Annotated in this window: 10 protein-coding genes and 1 pseudogene; 5 read left to right on the top strand and 6 right to left on the bottom strand. The window is 60.3% G+C overall.

Annotation, left to right across the window (positions count from 1 at the left end):
• The first annotated feature begins 11 nt into the window (after positions 1–11).
• The gene (locus GWK36_RS07700; RefSeq protein WP_166270650.1) at positions 12–1,049 is read left to right on the top strand and encodes a type IV pilus twitching motility protein PilT; all 1,038 of its coding nucleotides are present in this window, start codon (positions 12–14) and stop codon (positions 1,047–1,049) included.
• Positions 1,050–1,118: 69 nt separating this feature from the next.
• The gene (locus GWK36_RS07705; protein WP_166270651.1) at positions 1,119–2,270 is read left to right on the top strand and encodes a PilT/PilU family type 4a pilus ATPase; all 1,152 of its coding nucleotides are present in this window, start codon (positions 1,119–1,121) and stop codon (positions 2,268–2,270) included.
• Here GWK36_RS07705 and GWK36_RS07710 read toward each other — a convergent pair.
• From GWK36_RS07710 to GWK36_RS15670, 3 genes are read right to left on the bottom strand one after another with little or no spacing between them, the layout of a single operon-like run.
• The gene (locus tag GWK36_RS07710) at positions 2,260–3,345 is read right to left on the bottom strand and encodes an HD domain-containing phosphohydrolase (protein WP_166272545.1); all 1,086 of its coding nucleotides are present in this window, start codon (positions 3,343–3,345) and stop codon (positions 2,260–2,262) included. The genes GWK36_RS07705 and GWK36_RS07710 overlap by 11 nt on opposite strands.
• Before the next feature lie 50 nt (positions 3,346–3,395).
• Positions 3,396–4,628 (bottom strand): PP2C family protein-serine/threonine phosphatase, encoded by a 1,233-nt coding sequence (locus GWK36_RS07715; protein WP_166270652.1) that lies wholly within the window; start codon positions 4,626–4,628, stop codon positions 3,396–3,398.
• 18 nt (positions 4,629–4,646) lie between these two features.
• Positions 4,647–6,860, bottom strand: coding sequence for a methyl-accepting chemotaxis protein (locus GWK36_RS15670; RefSeq protein ID WP_166270653.1), 2,214 nt, complete (start codon positions 6,858–6,860; stop codon positions 4,647–4,649).
• 153 nt (positions 6,861–7,013) lie between these two features.
• Here GWK36_RS15670 and GWK36_RS07725 point away from each other — a divergent pair, with 153 nt between their 5' ends.
• A complete protein-coding gene (locus GWK36_RS07725) occupies positions 7,014–7,259 on the top strand; it encodes a hypothetical protein (RefSeq protein WP_166270654.1) in 246 nt (81 codons plus the stop codon).
• A 33-nt stretch (positions 7,260–7,292) separates the two neighbouring features.
• Here the strand turns inward: GWK36_RS07725 and GWK36_RS07730 are convergent, their stop codons facing one another.
• Complete coding sequence (locus GWK36_RS07730) at positions 7,293–11,246, bottom strand: response regulator (protein WP_166270655.1); 3,954 nt, start codon at positions 11,244–11,246, stop codon at positions 7,293–7,295.
• Between the two features lie 59 nt (positions 11,247–11,305).
• Here GWK36_RS07730 and GWK36_RS07735 point away from each other — a divergent pair.
• Both GWK36_RS07735 and GWK36_RS07740 read left to right on the top strand, forming a co-directional pair.
• Positions 11,306–12,951 (top strand): annotated as a pseudogene (locus tag GWK36_RS07735) (thiamine pyrophosphate-dependent enzyme).
• A 96-nt stretch (positions 12,952–13,047) separates the two neighbouring features.
• Positions 13,048–13,230 (top strand): hypothetical protein, encoded by a 183-nt coding sequence (locus tag GWK36_RS07740; protein WP_484478973.1) that lies wholly within the window; start codon positions 13,048–13,050, stop codon positions 13,228–13,230.
• 111 nt (positions 13,231–13,341) lie between these two features.
• Here GWK36_RS07740 and ppx read toward each other — a convergent pair whose 3' ends face one another.
• Positions 13,342–14,859 (bottom strand): exopolyphosphatase, encoded by a 1,518-nt coding sequence (gene ppx, locus GWK36_RS07745; RefSeq protein ID WP_166270656.1) that lies wholly within the window; start codon positions 14,857–14,859, stop codon positions 13,342–13,344.
• 135 nt (positions 14,860–14,994) lie between these two features.
• The gene (gene gshA, locus GWK36_RS07750; RefSeq protein WP_166270657.1) at positions 14,995–16,593 is read right to left on the bottom strand and encodes a glutamate--cysteine ligase; all 1,599 of its coding nucleotides are present in this window, start codon (positions 16,591–16,593) and stop codon (positions 14,995–14,997) included.
• Between the last annotated feature and the right edge of the window lie 2 nt (positions 16,594–16,595).

Here is a 16,595-nt window from a genome sequence, read left to right on the forward strand (position 1 = left end):
AGGTCGATCCCATGGACATCGCCGAACTCTTGGCCTTCAGCGTCAAGAATAATGCCTCGGACCTCCATCTCTCGGCGGGCCTGCCGCCCATGATCCGGGTGGATGGCGACATGCGCCGCATCAATGTCCCGCCGCTGGAACACCGCACTGTCCATGCGCTGGTCTATGACATCATGAATGATAAACAGCGCAAGGACTATGAGGAGTTTCTCGAGACCGATTTTTCATTCGAGATCCCGGGGGTAGCGCGCTTTCGCGTCAATGCCTTCAACCAAAAACGGGGTGCAGCCGCGGTCTTTCGCACTATTCCCTCCAAGGTGCTGACCCTGGAGGAGCTCAAGGCGCCCAAGATCTTCAAGGACATCATCGATGTGCCGCGCGGCATAATCCTGGTCACGGGCCCGACAGGCTCAGGTAAATCCACCACCCTGGCGGCCATGATCGACCACATCAACGAGACCGAATACTCGCATATCCTGACCATCGAGGACCCGATCGAGTTTGTGCATGTCAGCAAGAAATGCCTGGTCAACCAGCGCGAGGTGCACAAGGATACCCTGGGGTTCAACGAGGCCCTACGCTCGGCCCTGCGCGAGGACCCAGACATCATCCTGGTCGGCGAGATGCGGGATCTTGAGACCATCCGCCTGGCGCTCACCGCTGCCGAGACCGGCCACCTGGTCTTCGGGACCCTGCACACCAGCTCGGCGGCCAAGACTATCGACCGCATCATCGACGTCTTCCCCGCCGCCGAAAAGGACATGGTGCGCGCCATGCTCTCTGAGTCCTTGCGCGCGGTCATCTCCCAGACCCTCTTGAAACGCATCGGCGGCGGACGGATCGCGGCCCATGAGATCATGATCGGCACCCCAGCCATCCGCAACCTGATCCGCGAAAACAAGGTCGCCCAGATGTATTCAGCCATCCAGACCGGTCAGGCGCATGGGATGCAGACGCTCGATCAGTGTCTCAAGGATCTGGTCGCCAAGGGACTGGTCGCTCGCAGCGATGCGCGCGCCAGAGCGCAAAACAAGGAAGATTTCATGTAATCGACCCCTTGCTCCCCATCTGCTGTGCGTTGGGGAATTCAAGGGCCTTAGAATTTGGAGGGCGAAGCGATGGATGCCAAGCGCGTGATCGACCAATTGCTCCAGGCCATGGTCGAAAAGAAGGGATCGGATCTCTTTATCACCGCCGGCTGGCCGCCGACGATCAAGATCAACGGTGTGCTCTATCCGGTGACCAAGCAGCCTCTGAGTGCCGAACAGTCGCGCGAGATGGTCTATGAGATCATGAATGACCGCCAGCGGGCCGAGTTCGAGGACACCAAGGAGTGTCAATTCGCTATCGGACGAGAGGGGGCGGGGCGCTTTCGCGTCAGCGCCTTCGTCCAGCGCGATGCGGCAGGGATGGTCTTGCGCCGGATCGAAAACCGTATCCCGACCCTCGAGGAACTCAGACTTCCCTCGATCCTCCGGGATCTGGCGATGAGCAAGCGGGGGATGGTGATCTTTGTCGGGGCTACGGGCACCGGCAAATCGACCTCGCTGGCGGCCATGGTCGGCTATCGCAACCACCAAAGCTCGGGTCATATCATCACGATTGAGGACCCGATCGAGTTCATCCACGATCATGATGGGTGCATCATCACCCAGCGCGAGGTGGGGGTGGACACCGAATCCTTCGAGGTCGCCCTGCGCAATACCCTACGTCAGGCGCCGGACGTGATCCTGATCGGCGAGATCCGCACCCGTCAGACCATGGAATATGCCATCGCCTTTGCCGAGACCGGTCACCTGGTGCTTGCGACCCTGCATGCCAACAATGCCAACCAAGCGATGGATCGCATCATCAATTTCTTTCCCGAAGAGGCGCGGGCGCAGGTGCTGCTCGACCTCTCGCTCAACCTCAAGGCGGTCATCGCCCAGCAGCTCGTGCCGCGCAAAAACGGCCAAGGACGGCGCGCCGTGGTCGAGATCCTGCTCAATACCCCCTTGGCCGCCGATCTCATCCGCAACGGCGAGGTCCATAAGCTCAAGGAGCTGATGAAGCGCTCAGGCGAACAAGGGATGATCACCTTCGATCAGGCGCTCTATAACCTCTATCTGGAGGGCGAGATCAGCTATGAGGACGCGCTGCGTTATGCCGATTCGGCCAATGAGGTGCGACTGATGATCAAGCTGGCCGGCGGTAAGGCCGCGCCCGAGGTCGATGAGGCGCTCGATGGGATACGCCTGGTCCAGGACAATGATCCTCAGCTCAAGCGCTAGCCGTGAGCTCAGGATCCTTGAAGCGCTCGCGGATCTCAAGGATCTCGGGCAGGAGCTCAAAAAAGACCGCAAGGAGCTGCGGATCGAAGTGCTTGCCGGACTGAGCGCGCATCCAGTCGAGCGCATCCTCGACCTTCCAAGCGACTTTATAGACCCGCGCTGAGGTCAGGGCATCAAAGACATCGGCCAGGGCCACGATGCGCCCCGATTCTGGGATCGCCTCACCGGCCAGCCCCCGCGGATAACCGCTCCCATCCCATTTTTCGTGGTGGGAGAGGGCGATCTCGCGCGCCAGTTGCAAAAGCTCCAAATCGCTGCCGGCGAGGATGTCGGCGCCGATCGTGGCATGGGTCTGCATGATCGCCCATTCCTTGGGGTCAAGTTTGCCGGGTTTGAGCAGGATGTGATCTGGGATACCGATCTTGCCGATATCGTGCATGGGACTGGCGTGGAGCATCAGCTCACAGCGCTCTTCGTCCCAACCGATATGATGCGCGATCAGGGTCGAGTTATGGCTCATGCGCAGGATATGCTCGCCGGTCTCGTTATCGCGATACTCGGCAGCCCTACTTAAACGTCGCACGATCTCTAACTGGGTCGCGCGGATCTGATGGGTTCGCTCATGGACCAGGTGCTCGAGCACGGCTTTCTGGTCCTGGGCCAGGCGATGGGCGATATAGACATCGAGCATATTACGCACGCGGACGGCGACTTCAGCCTGATCGAATGGCTTGGCGATGAAGTCGCTGGCACCCAACTCGAGCGCGCGCATCCGATAATCGCGCGAATGCTGAGCGGTGAGGACCAAGATAGGGGGGGTTAAGGGATCGTGGCGTGCGGCAAGCTGTTCGATCAGATCAAAACCGCTTAAGCCCGGCATATCGATATCGAGCAGAATGAGATCGGTCGGCGCTTCCTCATAGACCTTCATAAAGGCATAGGGGTCCTGGACCAGGACGATATTTGAATAGCCAGCCGCTTTTAGCAGGCGTTCCATCAGGATGAGGCTCAGGCGTTCATCGTCCACCACCAGGATACGGGCGGTCTTGCGGTAGAGCTGATCGACGCGACTCATGCGATGCATAGTAGGTCCTTGGGGGGAAGATCGCAGCAAGAGGGTGTGGTCTATCGCCGATTTAAACCTGGGTTGAGCGCTATAGGATCGAGCGGGACCTCGATTAGGGCGAGGTCATCGGCTTGCTCAATCCCGTTGCAATGGGCCTCAAAGGCGGCCATCAATGCCGGCAGGATGGGTGTGCCCGCTTGCCAGCAGGCGAGTACCTCGCCGAATGCGCCATCGATGAACAGACGCCCCTGCCGGTCGGCTGCCTCGGTCAGGCCATCAGTCATCAGAAGCAGGCGATCATCGGGGCGACAGTCCAGGTGTTTGACCTGTAGGTTAGGGATCTCGGGTAAGATCCCAAGGGGCAGATGCTGTGAGGGCAATTCATGCAATCGCTCTCGGGTACGCAGATAGGCCATGGGCATTCCTCCGTTCCACCAGGTCAGATATTCGCCGGAGGCGGTCAGGGTGACCAGACAAGCGGCCATGAAACGATCGGCTGGCAGCAGTCGGTGGAGCTTGCGATTGAGCTCGGCGAGCAGCACCGTATCCCCCAAACCTTTGGCAGTCATGGCATGAAAGATATCGGCAACCGGCAAGGCAGCAATGGTTGCGGCCAGACCATGGCCGGTGAAATCAGCCAAGAGGATGCGCACCCCGCCATCCGGCAGATAGCCCATCAACAATAGGTCGCCATTGAACAGGCTCGCCGGGCGTTCGACCACAGAGATGGCAGGGATCTTTGGGCTCTGGGCCTTGATCGCCTGGCTCCAGATCCGCTCGGCGAGCCGCTGTTCCTCCTGATCGCGGGCGATGAGCTCCTCGAGCAGACGTTGTTTGGCTGTCACGGTCCGTTGCAAATCGCGGATCCGTTCTATGGCCATGATCCGCGCCCGCAATCGGATAAAGGAAAATGGTTTACCTAAAAAATCATCCCCTCCTGCCTCGATGCAACGCATCAGTGTGCATTCATCCTGATTGGCGGTTAAAAAGATGATGGGGATAAAGTCGGTGCCGGCGAGCTCTTTGATGCGTTGCGTCGCCTCTAACCCGTCCATCTCAGGCATGATGAGGTCCATGAATACGATGTCTGGGCGCTTTTGCGCGAAGCGATGGAGGGCCTCGCGCCCATTGGTCGCCTCCATGACCGCGAACCCTTCTTTGACCAACATGGCAGAAAGCAAGGAGCGGATCGCCCGATCATCGTCAACGATCAGGGCCAGCCCCCGCCCGCCGGAGGATGCACGAGGCCCCTCAGAGCAGACAGTCGGTACGCTCAGAGAGGTCTCATTCATGGTCAGCGATACCAAGACCTAAAAATCGGCCCATTCATTACCATCTGAGGCAGGCAGGGAGCACAATTGACCCGTACGCCCAGCATTGTGAACGATCGGGCGCTGTCCGGAAGGTGCTACGGCGCGCGTTTGCTCAGCTGCTGTGAGTTTAAAGACCGCTACCTGCTCGACCAAGGCCTGTGCCTGCTCGTCGAGCGACTCGGCGGCGGCTGCGGCCTGTTCGACCAAGGCGGCGTTTTGCTGGGTGAACTCATCCATCTGGAGTATGGCCTGATTGACCTGCTCGATCCCTGAGGCTTGCTCGAGCGAGGCGGCGGCGATCTCTGACATCAGGGTGGTGACACGATTGATCGATTCGACGATCTCTGTCATCCGCCTGCCAGCCTCGTTGATCTGGGCGGCACCATGCTCGACCTTGATCGTACTATCGGCGATCAAGGCCTTGATCTCCTTAGCGGCATTGGCCGAACGCCGCGCGAGACTGCGCACCTCCCCGGCGACCACCGCAAACCCGCGCCCCTGCTCACCCGCGCGTGCTGCCTCGACTGCGGCATTGAGCGCCAGGATATTGGTCTGGAAGGCAATCGAATCGATCACCCCGATGATATCGGCGATCTTTTTGCTGGATTCGGCGATCGCGGCCATGGTCTGCACCGAGGACTCGACCACGGCACCGCCCTTGACCGCAAACTCGGCAGTGGCCATGGCAAGCTGATTGGCCTGGCGGGCGTGATCGGCATTTTGTTTGACGGTGCTAGTCAGCTCCTGCATGGTGCTGGAGATCTCTTCCAATGAGCTCGCCTGTTCTTCAGTACGCTGACTCAAGTCCTGATTGCCGCTGGCGATCTCACTGGCGGCAGTCTTGATGGCATCGACCGACTCACGGATGCGCTCGACCAGCTCGCGTAGATTGGCAACCGTAGCATTCACCCTCTCTTTGGTCTCCCCAAAGAGCCCAGGATAATCGCGGCTGATCGTCTGGGTGAGATCCCCTTGGGCCAAGGACTGGGCGACGCGCAGAAAGTCTTTGAGCCCAGTCTCGGTGGTGTCGAGGAGCTGATTGAGGAGCTCGACGATGTCGCGGGAAAAGCCCTGCTTGCCGGCGAGATCGAGCCGTTGGCCGAAATCGCCGCGGTTGGCGGCATCGACCAGCCCGTGGATCTCCGTGACCACGCCGATCAAGGCCTGGACAGTGGCATTGATCCCTTCTTTGCTCTCGCCGAAAAGTCCCGGGTAATCGCGACTGATAGTCTGGCTCAGATCGCCTGCGGCGAGTGCCTTGGCGACCCGGTTGATGTCATTCAGGCCGCATTCGGTGATCTCATTGAGCTGATTGAGATAGCCGCCAACCTCCTTGCCGAACCCCTGTTTGCGGTCGAGAGCGATGCGCCGGCTGAAATCACCCCGGCCTGCGGCCTGGACCACCGCGCCGATCTCTTCGACCAACTGTTTCAGTGTTTGCTGCATCTCACGCAGAGAGGCGAGCAGACTGGTGGTATCGCCTGGGCGAAGCACAATCTCGGCGGAAAGATCGCCAGCAGCGACGGCACGGACCTGGGCCAGCGCTTCGGCGGTTTCACCGCCGAGCTGATGGAGAACCGAGCGGCTGGTCCAGAAGCCAACGCCCAGCCCGAGGGCCAGGGACAGGACAGCGAGGATTGCGGTTAGGGACTGGCTCCATACGGCAACCCGCATCGCTATACTGCCGACCTCATTGACCTGAGCGACCCGATTGTCGATCAGGGACTGGATCGCCTTGAGATAGGCATCGCCAACCTTGAGAAACTCGGCGGCGAAATAGGTGTGCGCTGCGGCCCGATCGCCTGCATCCACCAGATCCAAGATATGTTGAACGGCATTGACATAACGCTCGCGGGCCTGCTTCATGGCCTCGATCCGCTCGATACCATCTGCCGTCCGGACGCTGGCGGTGAGCTGATTGATCTGCGCGGTGATCGCGCGGCTCAGTTCAGGTAAGCGGGCGCGCTCGCGCGCCATATCTGCGGGCTCGCCCTCGAGCAGCAAGACATCGCGAACGACGCGGGCTACCTCGTTGACATGATTGATGATAGCGGTAGCGGTGATGGTATTGGGGAAGAGGTCGTTGACGATGAAATCGATATCTTGCTTTAGGACCCTGATCTGGTACCAAGCAATAACAGCAATCAATACTAACAGGGACAACACACCGCTAAAGCCTAAGGCGAGCCGCGTCGAGACCTTGAGATTCACTTAAGACCGCTCCATCTTATGCTTTTGAAAAAGACGAGACATGAGATCGCTGTCGTTTGAGGCGCGCGAAGAGCGGCGGCGTCAGATGGTGAATTTGCGCCGGCGGTCAAGACGCCCGAGATTCGCATCACGCACCGTCGCGAAGGCCTGTCGGTGATCTCGACGCTGACCAACCGCGGCAAGGTGCCTTGGAAGGCGTTCGCGGGGGCGATGAACGCCGACATCCTGATCGACTTCATGAAGCGGCTCGTCAAGAAGGCCATCATCACCGCGCAGGCGCCCTCCCGCGCCAAGGGCGATCTGAAGAAGGCGACCGTCAGCCACCTGCGCCGCCTTCTCAATTCCCCCCAACGCATCATGCGCTACTTCCAGCATCCCAAGCTCCATGATGCCGCGTAATACAAGTTCATTGGTTTCGGATCAATAATGCCGTTAGCGATCGCAGAGCCAATCTCTCAAGACCGCGCACAATTGCTCGAGGTTCTTTTCAAGGGTGGCTATGACCTCTAGGTCCACCGACACCTCCCCCATCTCGATCTTGGCTGCCAATGAGCGCAGCGAGGGGGCCGAGATATTGGCGGACAAGCCAGCAAGACTATGGGCCTTGCGCCGGACGCCCTCTATATCTCCCTGGATCCAGGCTGCTCGCAGTTCATCCAGGCGCTGCGGTGCATCGATCAAGAACTGTTCGATGATTCCGCCGGCGATCTTGCGATCCCCATACAGCCGTCCCATAAGGTCGTCGCTATCAAAGATTAGTTGGGCAGTTTGGCGCGTCGTCAAAGACACGGCTATGGACTGGCCCGTTTCTGAGGCATAGCGGCACTGAAGCTGCTCGGCGAGGACGCGCGCCAGCTCTTTCGGCGCGACCGGCTTGGAGATATAGGCGTTCATGCCGACCTCAAGACAACGTTGCACATCGCAGGGCATGACCAAGGCGGTTATAGCCACGATCGGTACCTCTGGATCCAACACCTCTACCTCGCCGTGACGGATGCGGCGCGTGGTCTCGAACCCATCCATCTCCGGCATCTGACCATCCATCAGCACCAAGTCATAAGGGTTACAGGCCAAGAGTTCTATGGCGTTAAAACCGCTCTCTGCAGTATCGATCTTGGTATAACCGAGCTTCTCCAGGATCCCCTGGGTCACGATCAGGTTGGTGAGATTGTCATCGACAACCAGGATGCGCGCCTCTGGATAGACAGGAGTCTGGGGGGCTTTCCAGGCATCGCGTTCCTCTGAGCCCGGCAATAAAGGCTCGACTGTTCCCTCATCCCGCCCGAAGAGACGCAACAGACAGTAGCGTACCAGATGACGGCGCAGGGGTTTAGTGAGGGTAGCAGCGATCAGCCTCGCATCGCCTTCCAGTTCAGCCGATTGACGGCTCAGGGGAACGAGGAGAACCAAAGGGATGGCGCGAGCAACGGGATGACCCTTGATGAGCTGGGCAGTAGAGATCCCCTTAGCGCTCGGCAGGTCGGCATCGAGCAGAATCACATCGCAGGGGGAGCCTTGATCCCCCCCCTTCTCGAGGATGGCGAGCGCCTCCCAGACATCGCCCGCTGTCTCAACCCTACAGCCCTCTTCCCTAAGGAGCCAAGCTGCCTGCTCGCGGTTTGCGGCATAGCGGTCAATGACCAGGGCGTAGATAGCGGCCAATGTTTTGGGTTGGGAAAGGGTATTCTCAATAGACGACCGGCACTCGAGCTCGACGGTAAACCAAAAACGCGAACCTACACCCACCTGACTTTCCAGCCCGACCTCACCGCCCATGAGCTCGGCCAGTTGCTTGACGATGACCAGCCCCAGCCCTGTACCAGCGAAACGTCGGGCAAGAGAGCTATCGATCTGGCTGAAAGGAGTAAACAGCTTGTCGAGCTGATCCTCAGGGATGCCGATGCCGGTGTCATAGACCTCGAAACGGATCAGGGCGCGATGCGCCTCAAGGCGCGCCAGCGTGATCTCGATCCCGACCTCCCCCTGATGGGTGAACTTGATAGCATTGCCCAGGAGATTCACCATGATCTGGCGCAGGCGCCTGGCATCGCCGCAGACTATCGCCGGTACCTCGGGCGCGATACGATAGGTGAGCTCCAGCCCCTTAGCCTGGGCGCTGAGGGCCAGCATCTCAAGCGTCTCTTCGACCAGCAGATAGAGGTCGAACTCCACCGGCTCGAGCTCAAGCTTGCCTGCCTCGATCTTGGAAAAATCCAGAATATCGTTGATTAGGGCCAAGAGGGTCTCGCCGCTATCGCGCACGATCTCGGCCAGCCGGCGCTGTTCTGGGCTAAGGTCAGTGTCCAGGAGCAAGCGCGTGACCCCGATGACCCCATTGATCGGGGTGCGGATCTCATGGCTCATGTTGGCGAGAAAACGGCTCTTGGCCTCGACTGAGGCCGATGCCTTGGTCAGCGCGCGATCGAGCTCCTGGTTTTGACTTTCGATCTGCTCGAGATACAGCTTGAGTTGGGATTCGGCCTGTTTGCGTTCGCTGACATCCTTGATCCCGCCATAGAGCCGCTGCTGCCCATCCTCCTCGACGAACTGTTGATGGGTCAGTTCAACCCAGACATGACCACCGTCGCGCCGACGCAGGCGTAAGATGCAGGTCTGGATACCACCTTGACCGATCTGGGCCAGATGCTGGTCGAATATGGGGCGATCCGCTAGGATGACCAGGCGGCGCCAGGTTCCCAACCGCAGGATCTGATCGCTTTGATAACCGGTGATTCGCTCGACCGCACCCTTGATCCATTCGAGCCAATAGCGCCCGCGTTCATCGAGACGACAGGCATAGACGATGTCCGACATCAAGAGCGACAGGCGCCGGAAATGGAGTTCGTTGAGACGCAGCGCTCGCTCGGCGCGCTTTTGACAAACGGTGCGCCAGAGGGCATTGGCGATGAGCTGAACTGTCTCGATATCGAGCGCGTTGTAATCGCTCGCCTTGTTGCCGACACCTACCACCATGCGTACCAACCCGCCCTCGAGCACAGGCACTACCAGGAAGCGTTGCAAGGGGATGCGCTCGGGGTAGAGTTCGACCTTATCTGGAGAGGCTGGATAGTCGTTACGGATGATCGGACACCCCTGGCGGATCGCATCGGCCCACAGCCCGGCCCGACTGAGCGGATAATGCAAAAGATCGCTCGGCAAGGGGCAAAGCCCCTGATCCAACATGGCGCGTGACCAGGCGGTAAGCTCGATGGTCTCCTGGTCCGGATTGACTAGACTGGCAAAGGCGATGGGGCTGGCGGTGAGAGATTCGGCGAATGCCAGGCTATGTTCGATGAAACCGTGCTCATCGTGCTGCTCGGCCAGTTTCGGCAGTTGCAGCAGAGCCTCGGCACGACGTTTCTGCAGGTCCAAGAGCATTTCGTATTCCTTGCGCTCGGTGACGTCGCGATTGACCCCCCGCCGACCTTGATAGGTCCCATCCTGTCCATAGATGGGGCGGCAGACATGTTCGATCCAACGGTAGGTGCCGTCCGCACGACGGATGCGTACCTGCAGCGAGGTGTGCGGCTCTTGGGTGGGCGAGCTCAACACCCTTCGCCGATGTTCCAGCCAGATCTCCCAATCATCGGGGTGGATCAGGCGGTCAATGAGCTTGGGGTCGGACATGAAGGCCGTCGGCGGATAGCCGCAGACCGATTCACAGACCGGCGAGACATAACGGTACTCACCATCTGGACCCAACCAATAGTCCCAATCGGACGAATAATCGGCGAGCACGCGATAGCGCAGCTCGCTCTCGGCCAGGCGCACATAGGCTGCGCGCAGCTTAACCTCCTGGTCGAAGCGCTCGGTGAGATCCACCACTGAACAGATGAGCTGAAAGGTATCGGGGCCCTCGGAGGGCACACGCAGCATATGCAGCTCACCGATAAACGTACGCTTATCAGCAGTCAAGAAACCGATCTCCGAGCAGTGCCCCTCCCCATCGTTCCAGGCGCTGATCAAGACCTGAGAGAACAGGGGCTCGTCATGATCGCTGACCAGACGCGACAGATAATAGTTGCGCCTGTGTTTCTCCTTGAATGCAAACAGTCGGTCTGCAGCGTAATTGGACATGAGGATTGTCCCATGCCGATCGATCACCAGGACCGGCTGCGGGATGCCGTAAAACAGCGCCGTATAGCGATTAGCGATCCGTTCGATCGCCCCCTGCGTCTCGCGTAGCTCGCGGTTTTGCAGTTCAAGTTCGGCCTGATAGATCAGCAGATTTTCGCTGAGCTCAGAGAGACTGAGCTCGCCCTCGGCCAAGGATTGCCCGACCCAGTCGAAATTGCCTTGTTCAAGCGACTGACGCGCCCGACTTTCGATATCGAGTGGATTGGGGAATGCAGGTTTGTCGGGGGCAGATTTATCGTGGGCAGACATCGTCTTGGGTTAGCGGACATGATTCTTTAGGGCAGGGCCTATTATATAGGCCCGGTTATATAGGCCCGGACTGCTTACTCAACGGCGATGAGGCGGTGGCCTTAGCAGCCCTGCATGCGGGTGTACGCTTAGGAACAGGTTATCCGGGCACAAACAGGTTATCCGGGCACACCCTCGACCGAGATCCTGGAGAGTTTCGCTAGTCTAGGTGGACAAGCACAATGGTCGCCAAACGAAAAGGTCGCGCTCGAGATCTCCCTGGGCTGCGCCTTCGCCGGCGCCCGCACTCTGGTCACCATGAAGCACGTGGGGCTCAATGTCGCCGCCGATCCCTTGTTCACCGCTGCCTATACTGATGTCAAGGGCGGTCTGGTGGTGGTCTCGGCGGACGACCCTGGCATGGCCTCGATCCAAAACGAACAGGACAATCGGCACTATGCCCGCGCCGCTGGCGTACCGATGCTCGAGCCCTGCGACTCCCAACAGGCCTATGACTACACCTGGTTGGCCTTTGAGCTTTCCGAGCGCTGGCGGATCCCTGTCCTGTTGCGCCTGACCACCCGCGTCCTGTCACGCCAAGACCATCGTCTGCCCGCGTCCTACGCCGGCAAGCCGGCCCGAACCCCATTTTGAACGCGACATCCCCGGGCGGGTGATGATCCCCGCCTATGCCCGACCGGCGCATCGCCGCCTGCGTCAGAAGCTCGCCGAGATCGCTGCTTGGAACGAAGCGGAGGGCCCATTCGTCATCCATTGGGGTGACGACCGGCGCCTGGGGATCATGGCCACCGGCATCGCCGCCATGCATGCGCGCGAGGCCGAGCCCACGGCCAGTCATTGCAACTTTGGGCTCACCTATCCCCTGCCGATTGAGCGCATCCGTGCCTTTGCCGCCGAGGTCGAGCGCCTCGTGGTCGTGGAGGAGGGCGACCCGGTCCTGGTCGAGGCCCTGCGCGCCGCCGGTATCCCAGCCGAGGGCAAACCGGAGTCCTGTCGCTTCAGTGAGCTCGATGTTGCCCGGGTGCGGCGTATCCTGACCCAGGACATGAGCCTGGAACCCGAACTGCCCAAAGGCAAAGCGCCGCAGCTCTGCCCGGGGTGCTCGCACCGCGGGGTCTTCGAGGCGCTGCGCGACCTCGATTGCATCGTCGTCGGCGACATCGGCTGCTATACCCTGGGGGTCCTGTCGCCCTTTTCGGCGATGGATACCCGCGTCTGCATGGGGGCAAGCATCGGCGTAGGACTGGGGTTGTGCCACGTCCTGCCCAAGTATCAGGCGCGGCGGGTAGTGAGCGTCATCGGGGATTCGACCTTCGTCCACTCGGGGCTCACAGGCCTAGCCGAGATGGTCTATAACCTGCCGCCGAGCGGACACCTGGTCCTGATCCTCGACAACGACACCACCGCCATGACCGGCCAGCAAGAGCATCCGGGCACCGGGCGCAAGCTCGATCATACGCCGGCCCATAGGCTCAGCTTCGAAGAGACAGCGCGGGCGATGGGGATCCAAAACGTCCATGTTGTGGATACCACGACTCTCAAGGACGGCGCCCTGCATGCCCTCATCCATGATCTCCTGAACCGCAACGAGACCTCACTCATCGTCGCCCGCCAGCCCTATGTCCTCGCCGCGCCCAAGATCCGCCAATACCAGAAGGCTGCAGCGGAACAGCAGGCTGCTTGCGCCGCGGATCTCGCCGATTAGCCGAAGGATGGGACTGTTGTTCTCGATCTGCTAAACCAACGATCTATCGAGGTCAGCCGCTCGGGGACGCTCGATGAACTCCATGTCAAGGTCGAGATGCACCCTGAGATCTTCTCCGACCGCATGGATCGGATGCAGTCGCTATGCGAGCGGATCAGCCGCGAGATTCAGTCGGTTACCGGCATCCGCGCCCATGTCGATCTGGTCGAACCCAAGAGCCTCGAACGTTTCACCAGCAAGGCCAAGCGGGTGCTGGATCGGCGCATCCTCAACACCTAAGGACCTGGAGGATCGGCGCGTTCCTGCATCCACAATCTGGGCAGAACTAGTATTTAAGCGCGTTTGCTGGGGCGCCCAGATGATGCGCTTTCTTAAGCGAGAGCGCTATATTCAACCAAACTGGAGCTCAAAACCCGCGCCGGCTAGGCGCTCGGTCTCCTCTTCGAGCTCGAGGCGGGTCAGCGGATGGGCATCCAGCCAGCCCTCGGGAAAGCGCAACAGCAGGGTTGACTGATCCACGATCAGGATCGGGTTGGGCTTGGCGTCCGGCGAGCGCCCGCGATGCAACAAGACTGCTAGCCGCAGGAGGACGCATAACCGACGGGAACAGAGCTGCACGGCGCGCGGCAGATCAGCGAACTCCTGGCTGGGAAACTTGCGCCGGTGACCGAGGACCAGGGCAGCCAGCATCGTTTGTTCCTGACGCGAGAACCCCGGTAGGTCGGCATTGCGGATGAGATAGGCGCCGTGTTTTTGATATTGGCTATGGGCGACCATGAGCCCGATCTCATGCAGGCGCGCCGCCCAGGCAAGCAATAAGGGATGCTCGCGGTCGATCAGGTCCCAGGACGCGCGGGCCTGTTCATAGAGCTTGAGCGCCGTGACCTCAACGCGCTGTGCCTGTTCGAGATCGACATGAAACTGACGGCAGAGCGCGCGCACCGTGCGTTCGCGTACATCTCCCTGGCTGCGTCCGACCATCTCATAGAGGACCCCCTCGCGCAAGGCGTAATCCGAGACCTGGAGAGACTCGATCCCCAGCGACTCGAAGACGGCGCGCAATACCGCTACACCGCCCGCAAAGACAGAGCGGCGCTCATCGCTCAACCCCTTGAGCTTGAGTGCCGTTGCCCTCCCCGACTCGATCAAGACTGCGCGCAAGCGGATCAAGGATTCAGCCGAGATCCCATCTTCGCACCAACCCTCGTCCTGTACCACGGTGGCGATGGCACGGATGGTCCCTGAACTCCCGACTGCCCGCTCCCAGCGCGTCCTCCGAAAGAGTTCGCGCACTGGGCGGACCTCGAGCGCGCCAGCCAATTCGGCGCGCTGCATGGATTTGGCAGTGATGCGGCCATCGGCGAAATAGCGGCGGGTCATGTTGACACAGCCCATATATAGACTTTCACGCAGACGGGGTGAAAAGCCCTGACCGACGATGATCTCGGTGCTGCCGCCGCCGATGTCGATCACCAGCCGTCGTTCGCTGCCCGCGGCCAGGCCATAGGCTACCCCAAGATAGATCAGGCGCGCCTCCTCGCGTCCGGCGATGACCTCGATTGGATGGCCAAGGGCCGCCTCGGCACGTTCGATGAAGTCCGAGCCCGGTGCAAGCTGGCGCAGGGTATTGGTGCCTACAGCTCGCACATCCTCGGGGGCGAATCCGCGTAGACGCTGTCCGAAACGTTCAAGACAGGCGAGGGCGCGCTCGGCGACCGCCGGTTCGATGGTATGGGCCGGAGTCACGCCTTCGCCGAGACGCACCATCTCTTTAAGCCGGTCGGTGATCTGGAGATGGCCGTCATCGATGCGGGCAACGACCATGTGAAAGCTATTTGAACCGAGATCGACCGCAGCGACCGTGCGCGGGCGCAGTCCGACAGGGGGCTGGGTGAGTGTTTCAAGCATGATTGAGATGGATCTAGGTGATGCGCACCGCTATCTGCCCGAACATGGGCATTACCAGACGTCTGGGTTGAGCATCCGCCTTGCAGTTTTCAGGGCGATCAAGATAATCAACAACCTTCTCAGTCAGGTACGGCTTCATGGGGCCTTCTGGGGCGCGAGCCGACCGGCGAAATAATCTTGCAAGAAGGTATCGAAATCCACCTGGTCTTGGGCCTCTATCTCAGCTTGGCGCGCGATCGACTCATCCGCCAGACGCGCCAAGAGCGCTTGACGCTCGCGGGCGAGGGGGCTTGCCTTGAGGTCTTGGCAGTGCTGCCCGGACCAGCGCCAGGCAAAAGCGAAAAAGCCTTCGTTGCGCGCCCGCATCTCATCAAGCATCCGCGCTGATGGGGTCAGTTCGGGATGATCGATCTTTGCGCGCTGCGCGCCGAGGGTCTGACTGCGCGTTCCGTTGCCCTCGCCGTCCAGGAGCTCGGCTATGGGTTGCATCTCGGCCAGGATCTCGTGCGCCCAGGTGCGCAAGGGCACGGCTGCGCCCGCACGCCTCAGGGTAAGCCTAGGCTCACGCCCACGATGAGCGACCACCGCTAGGTTGTCATCGATGTCGCGCCGTTCGCGCGCGTCGATGCGGGGGCTGTCCTTGAGCAGGCAATAAAGCATCAAGGTCTCGATGAACCGCAGTTGTTCAAGACCGACACCCAGGGGTTCGAATGGATTGACATCGAGCGAACGCAGCTCGACATAGCGGATGCCGCGCTGACGCAAGGCGTGGGTCGGTTTTTCCATCCAGCCAGTGATCTGTTTGGGGCGCACCGTACTGTAATACTCGTTCTCGATCTGCAGTACATTGGCATTGAGCTGTTCATAACGCTCCCCGATCTTGACCCCGATCGCCTCATAGCGCGGACAGGGTGTCTCGATCGCCCAGGTCAGACTGCGCACATAGGTGTCCAGGCTGTCATAATTGGCTTTCATCCCCAAGCCCTCTTCCTGTTTATTTTGATAGCCGATGTTGCCCATGCGCAGCGAGGTGGCGTAAGGGTCATAGAGGGTATGGGGGGCGAAGGGGACAAGCTCGGTTTGGCGCCCGCGGACAAAGCTCTCGCAGACCGCAGGCGAGGCGCCAAAGAGATAGGGGATCAGCCAGCCGACCCGCTGGAGGTTACGGATCATGCCTATTTGGGCCTCGGCGCGAAACCAAACCGACTCGCGGGGATCGCGGCACTGCTCCTGATAGAGGTCCCAGAAGGCATCGGCAAACGAAACATTGCAATGCACCCCGGCAATGATCTGCATCATCCGCCCATAGCGGTTGGCGAGCCCGCGCCGATAGACTGTCTTCATGATCCCGGCATTGGATGTCCCGTAATAGGCCAAGGGGATGTCTGAGGCGCGCTCGATGACACAGGGCATGCTGGCGCACCACAGGCGCTCGTCGCCCAGATGCTGGATGACAAAGACATGCAAATCGCGCAGAAAGTCTAGGACCGCCTGATGATCGGTGAGTGGGGGGGTGATCAGCTCGAGCAGGGCCTCGGAGAAGTCGGTAGTGATATAGGGATGGGTGAGTGCCGCCCCGAGTGCCGGCGGATGGGGGGTCTGGGCTAGGAGGCCATCCGGCGCGACACGCAGCCCCTCCTTTTCTAGGCCCATGCGGTTGGCGTGCAGGGTTGCGCTCGCACCCAGGCCTTGGAGCCGCTGGATAAGCAGCTCCCACTCCCTTGCGGCGGTCATCT

Origin of the sequence: Caldichromatium japonicum, from assembly GCF_011290485.1 — a bacterium.
In the GTDB taxonomy this organism is placed as follows: Bacteria; Pseudomonadota; Gammaproteobacteria; order Chromatiales; family Chromatiaceae; genus Thermochromatium; species Thermochromatium japonicum.

Bases quoted from the DNA above. Each gene is read 5' to 3' on its own strand.
- GWK36_RS07700 (WP_166270650.1), top strand. From the start codon at position 12: ATGGACATCGCCGAACTCTTGGCCTTCAGCGTCAAGAATAATGCCTCG.
- GWK36_RS07705 (WP_166270651.1), top strand. From the start codon at position 1,119: ATGGATGCCAAGCGCGTGATCGACCAATTGCTCCAGGCCATGGTCGAA.
- GWK36_RS07710 (WP_166272545.1), bottom strand. From the start codon at position 3,345: ATGAGTCGCGTCGATCAGCTCTACCGCAAGACCGCCCGTATCCTGGTG.
- GWK36_RS07715 (WP_166270652.1), bottom strand. From the start codon at position 4,628: ATGAATGAGACCTCTCTGAGCGTACCGACTGTCTGCTCTGAGGGGCCT.
- GWK36_RS07730 (WP_166270655.1), bottom strand. From the start codon at position 11,246: ATGTCTGCCCACGATAAATCTGCCCCCGACAAACCTGCATTCCCCAAT.
- GWK36_RS07740 (WP_484478973.1), top strand. From the start codon at position 13,048: ATGCACCCTGAGATCTTCTCCGACCGCATGGATCGGATGCAGTCGCTA.
- ppx (WP_166270656.1), bottom strand. From the start codon at position 14,859: ATGCTTGAAACACTCACCCAGCCCCCTGTCGGACTGCGCCCGCGCACG.
- gshA (WP_166270657.1), bottom strand. From the start codon at position 16,593: ATGACCGCCGCAAGGGAGTGGGAGCTGCTTATCCAGCGGCTCCAAGGC.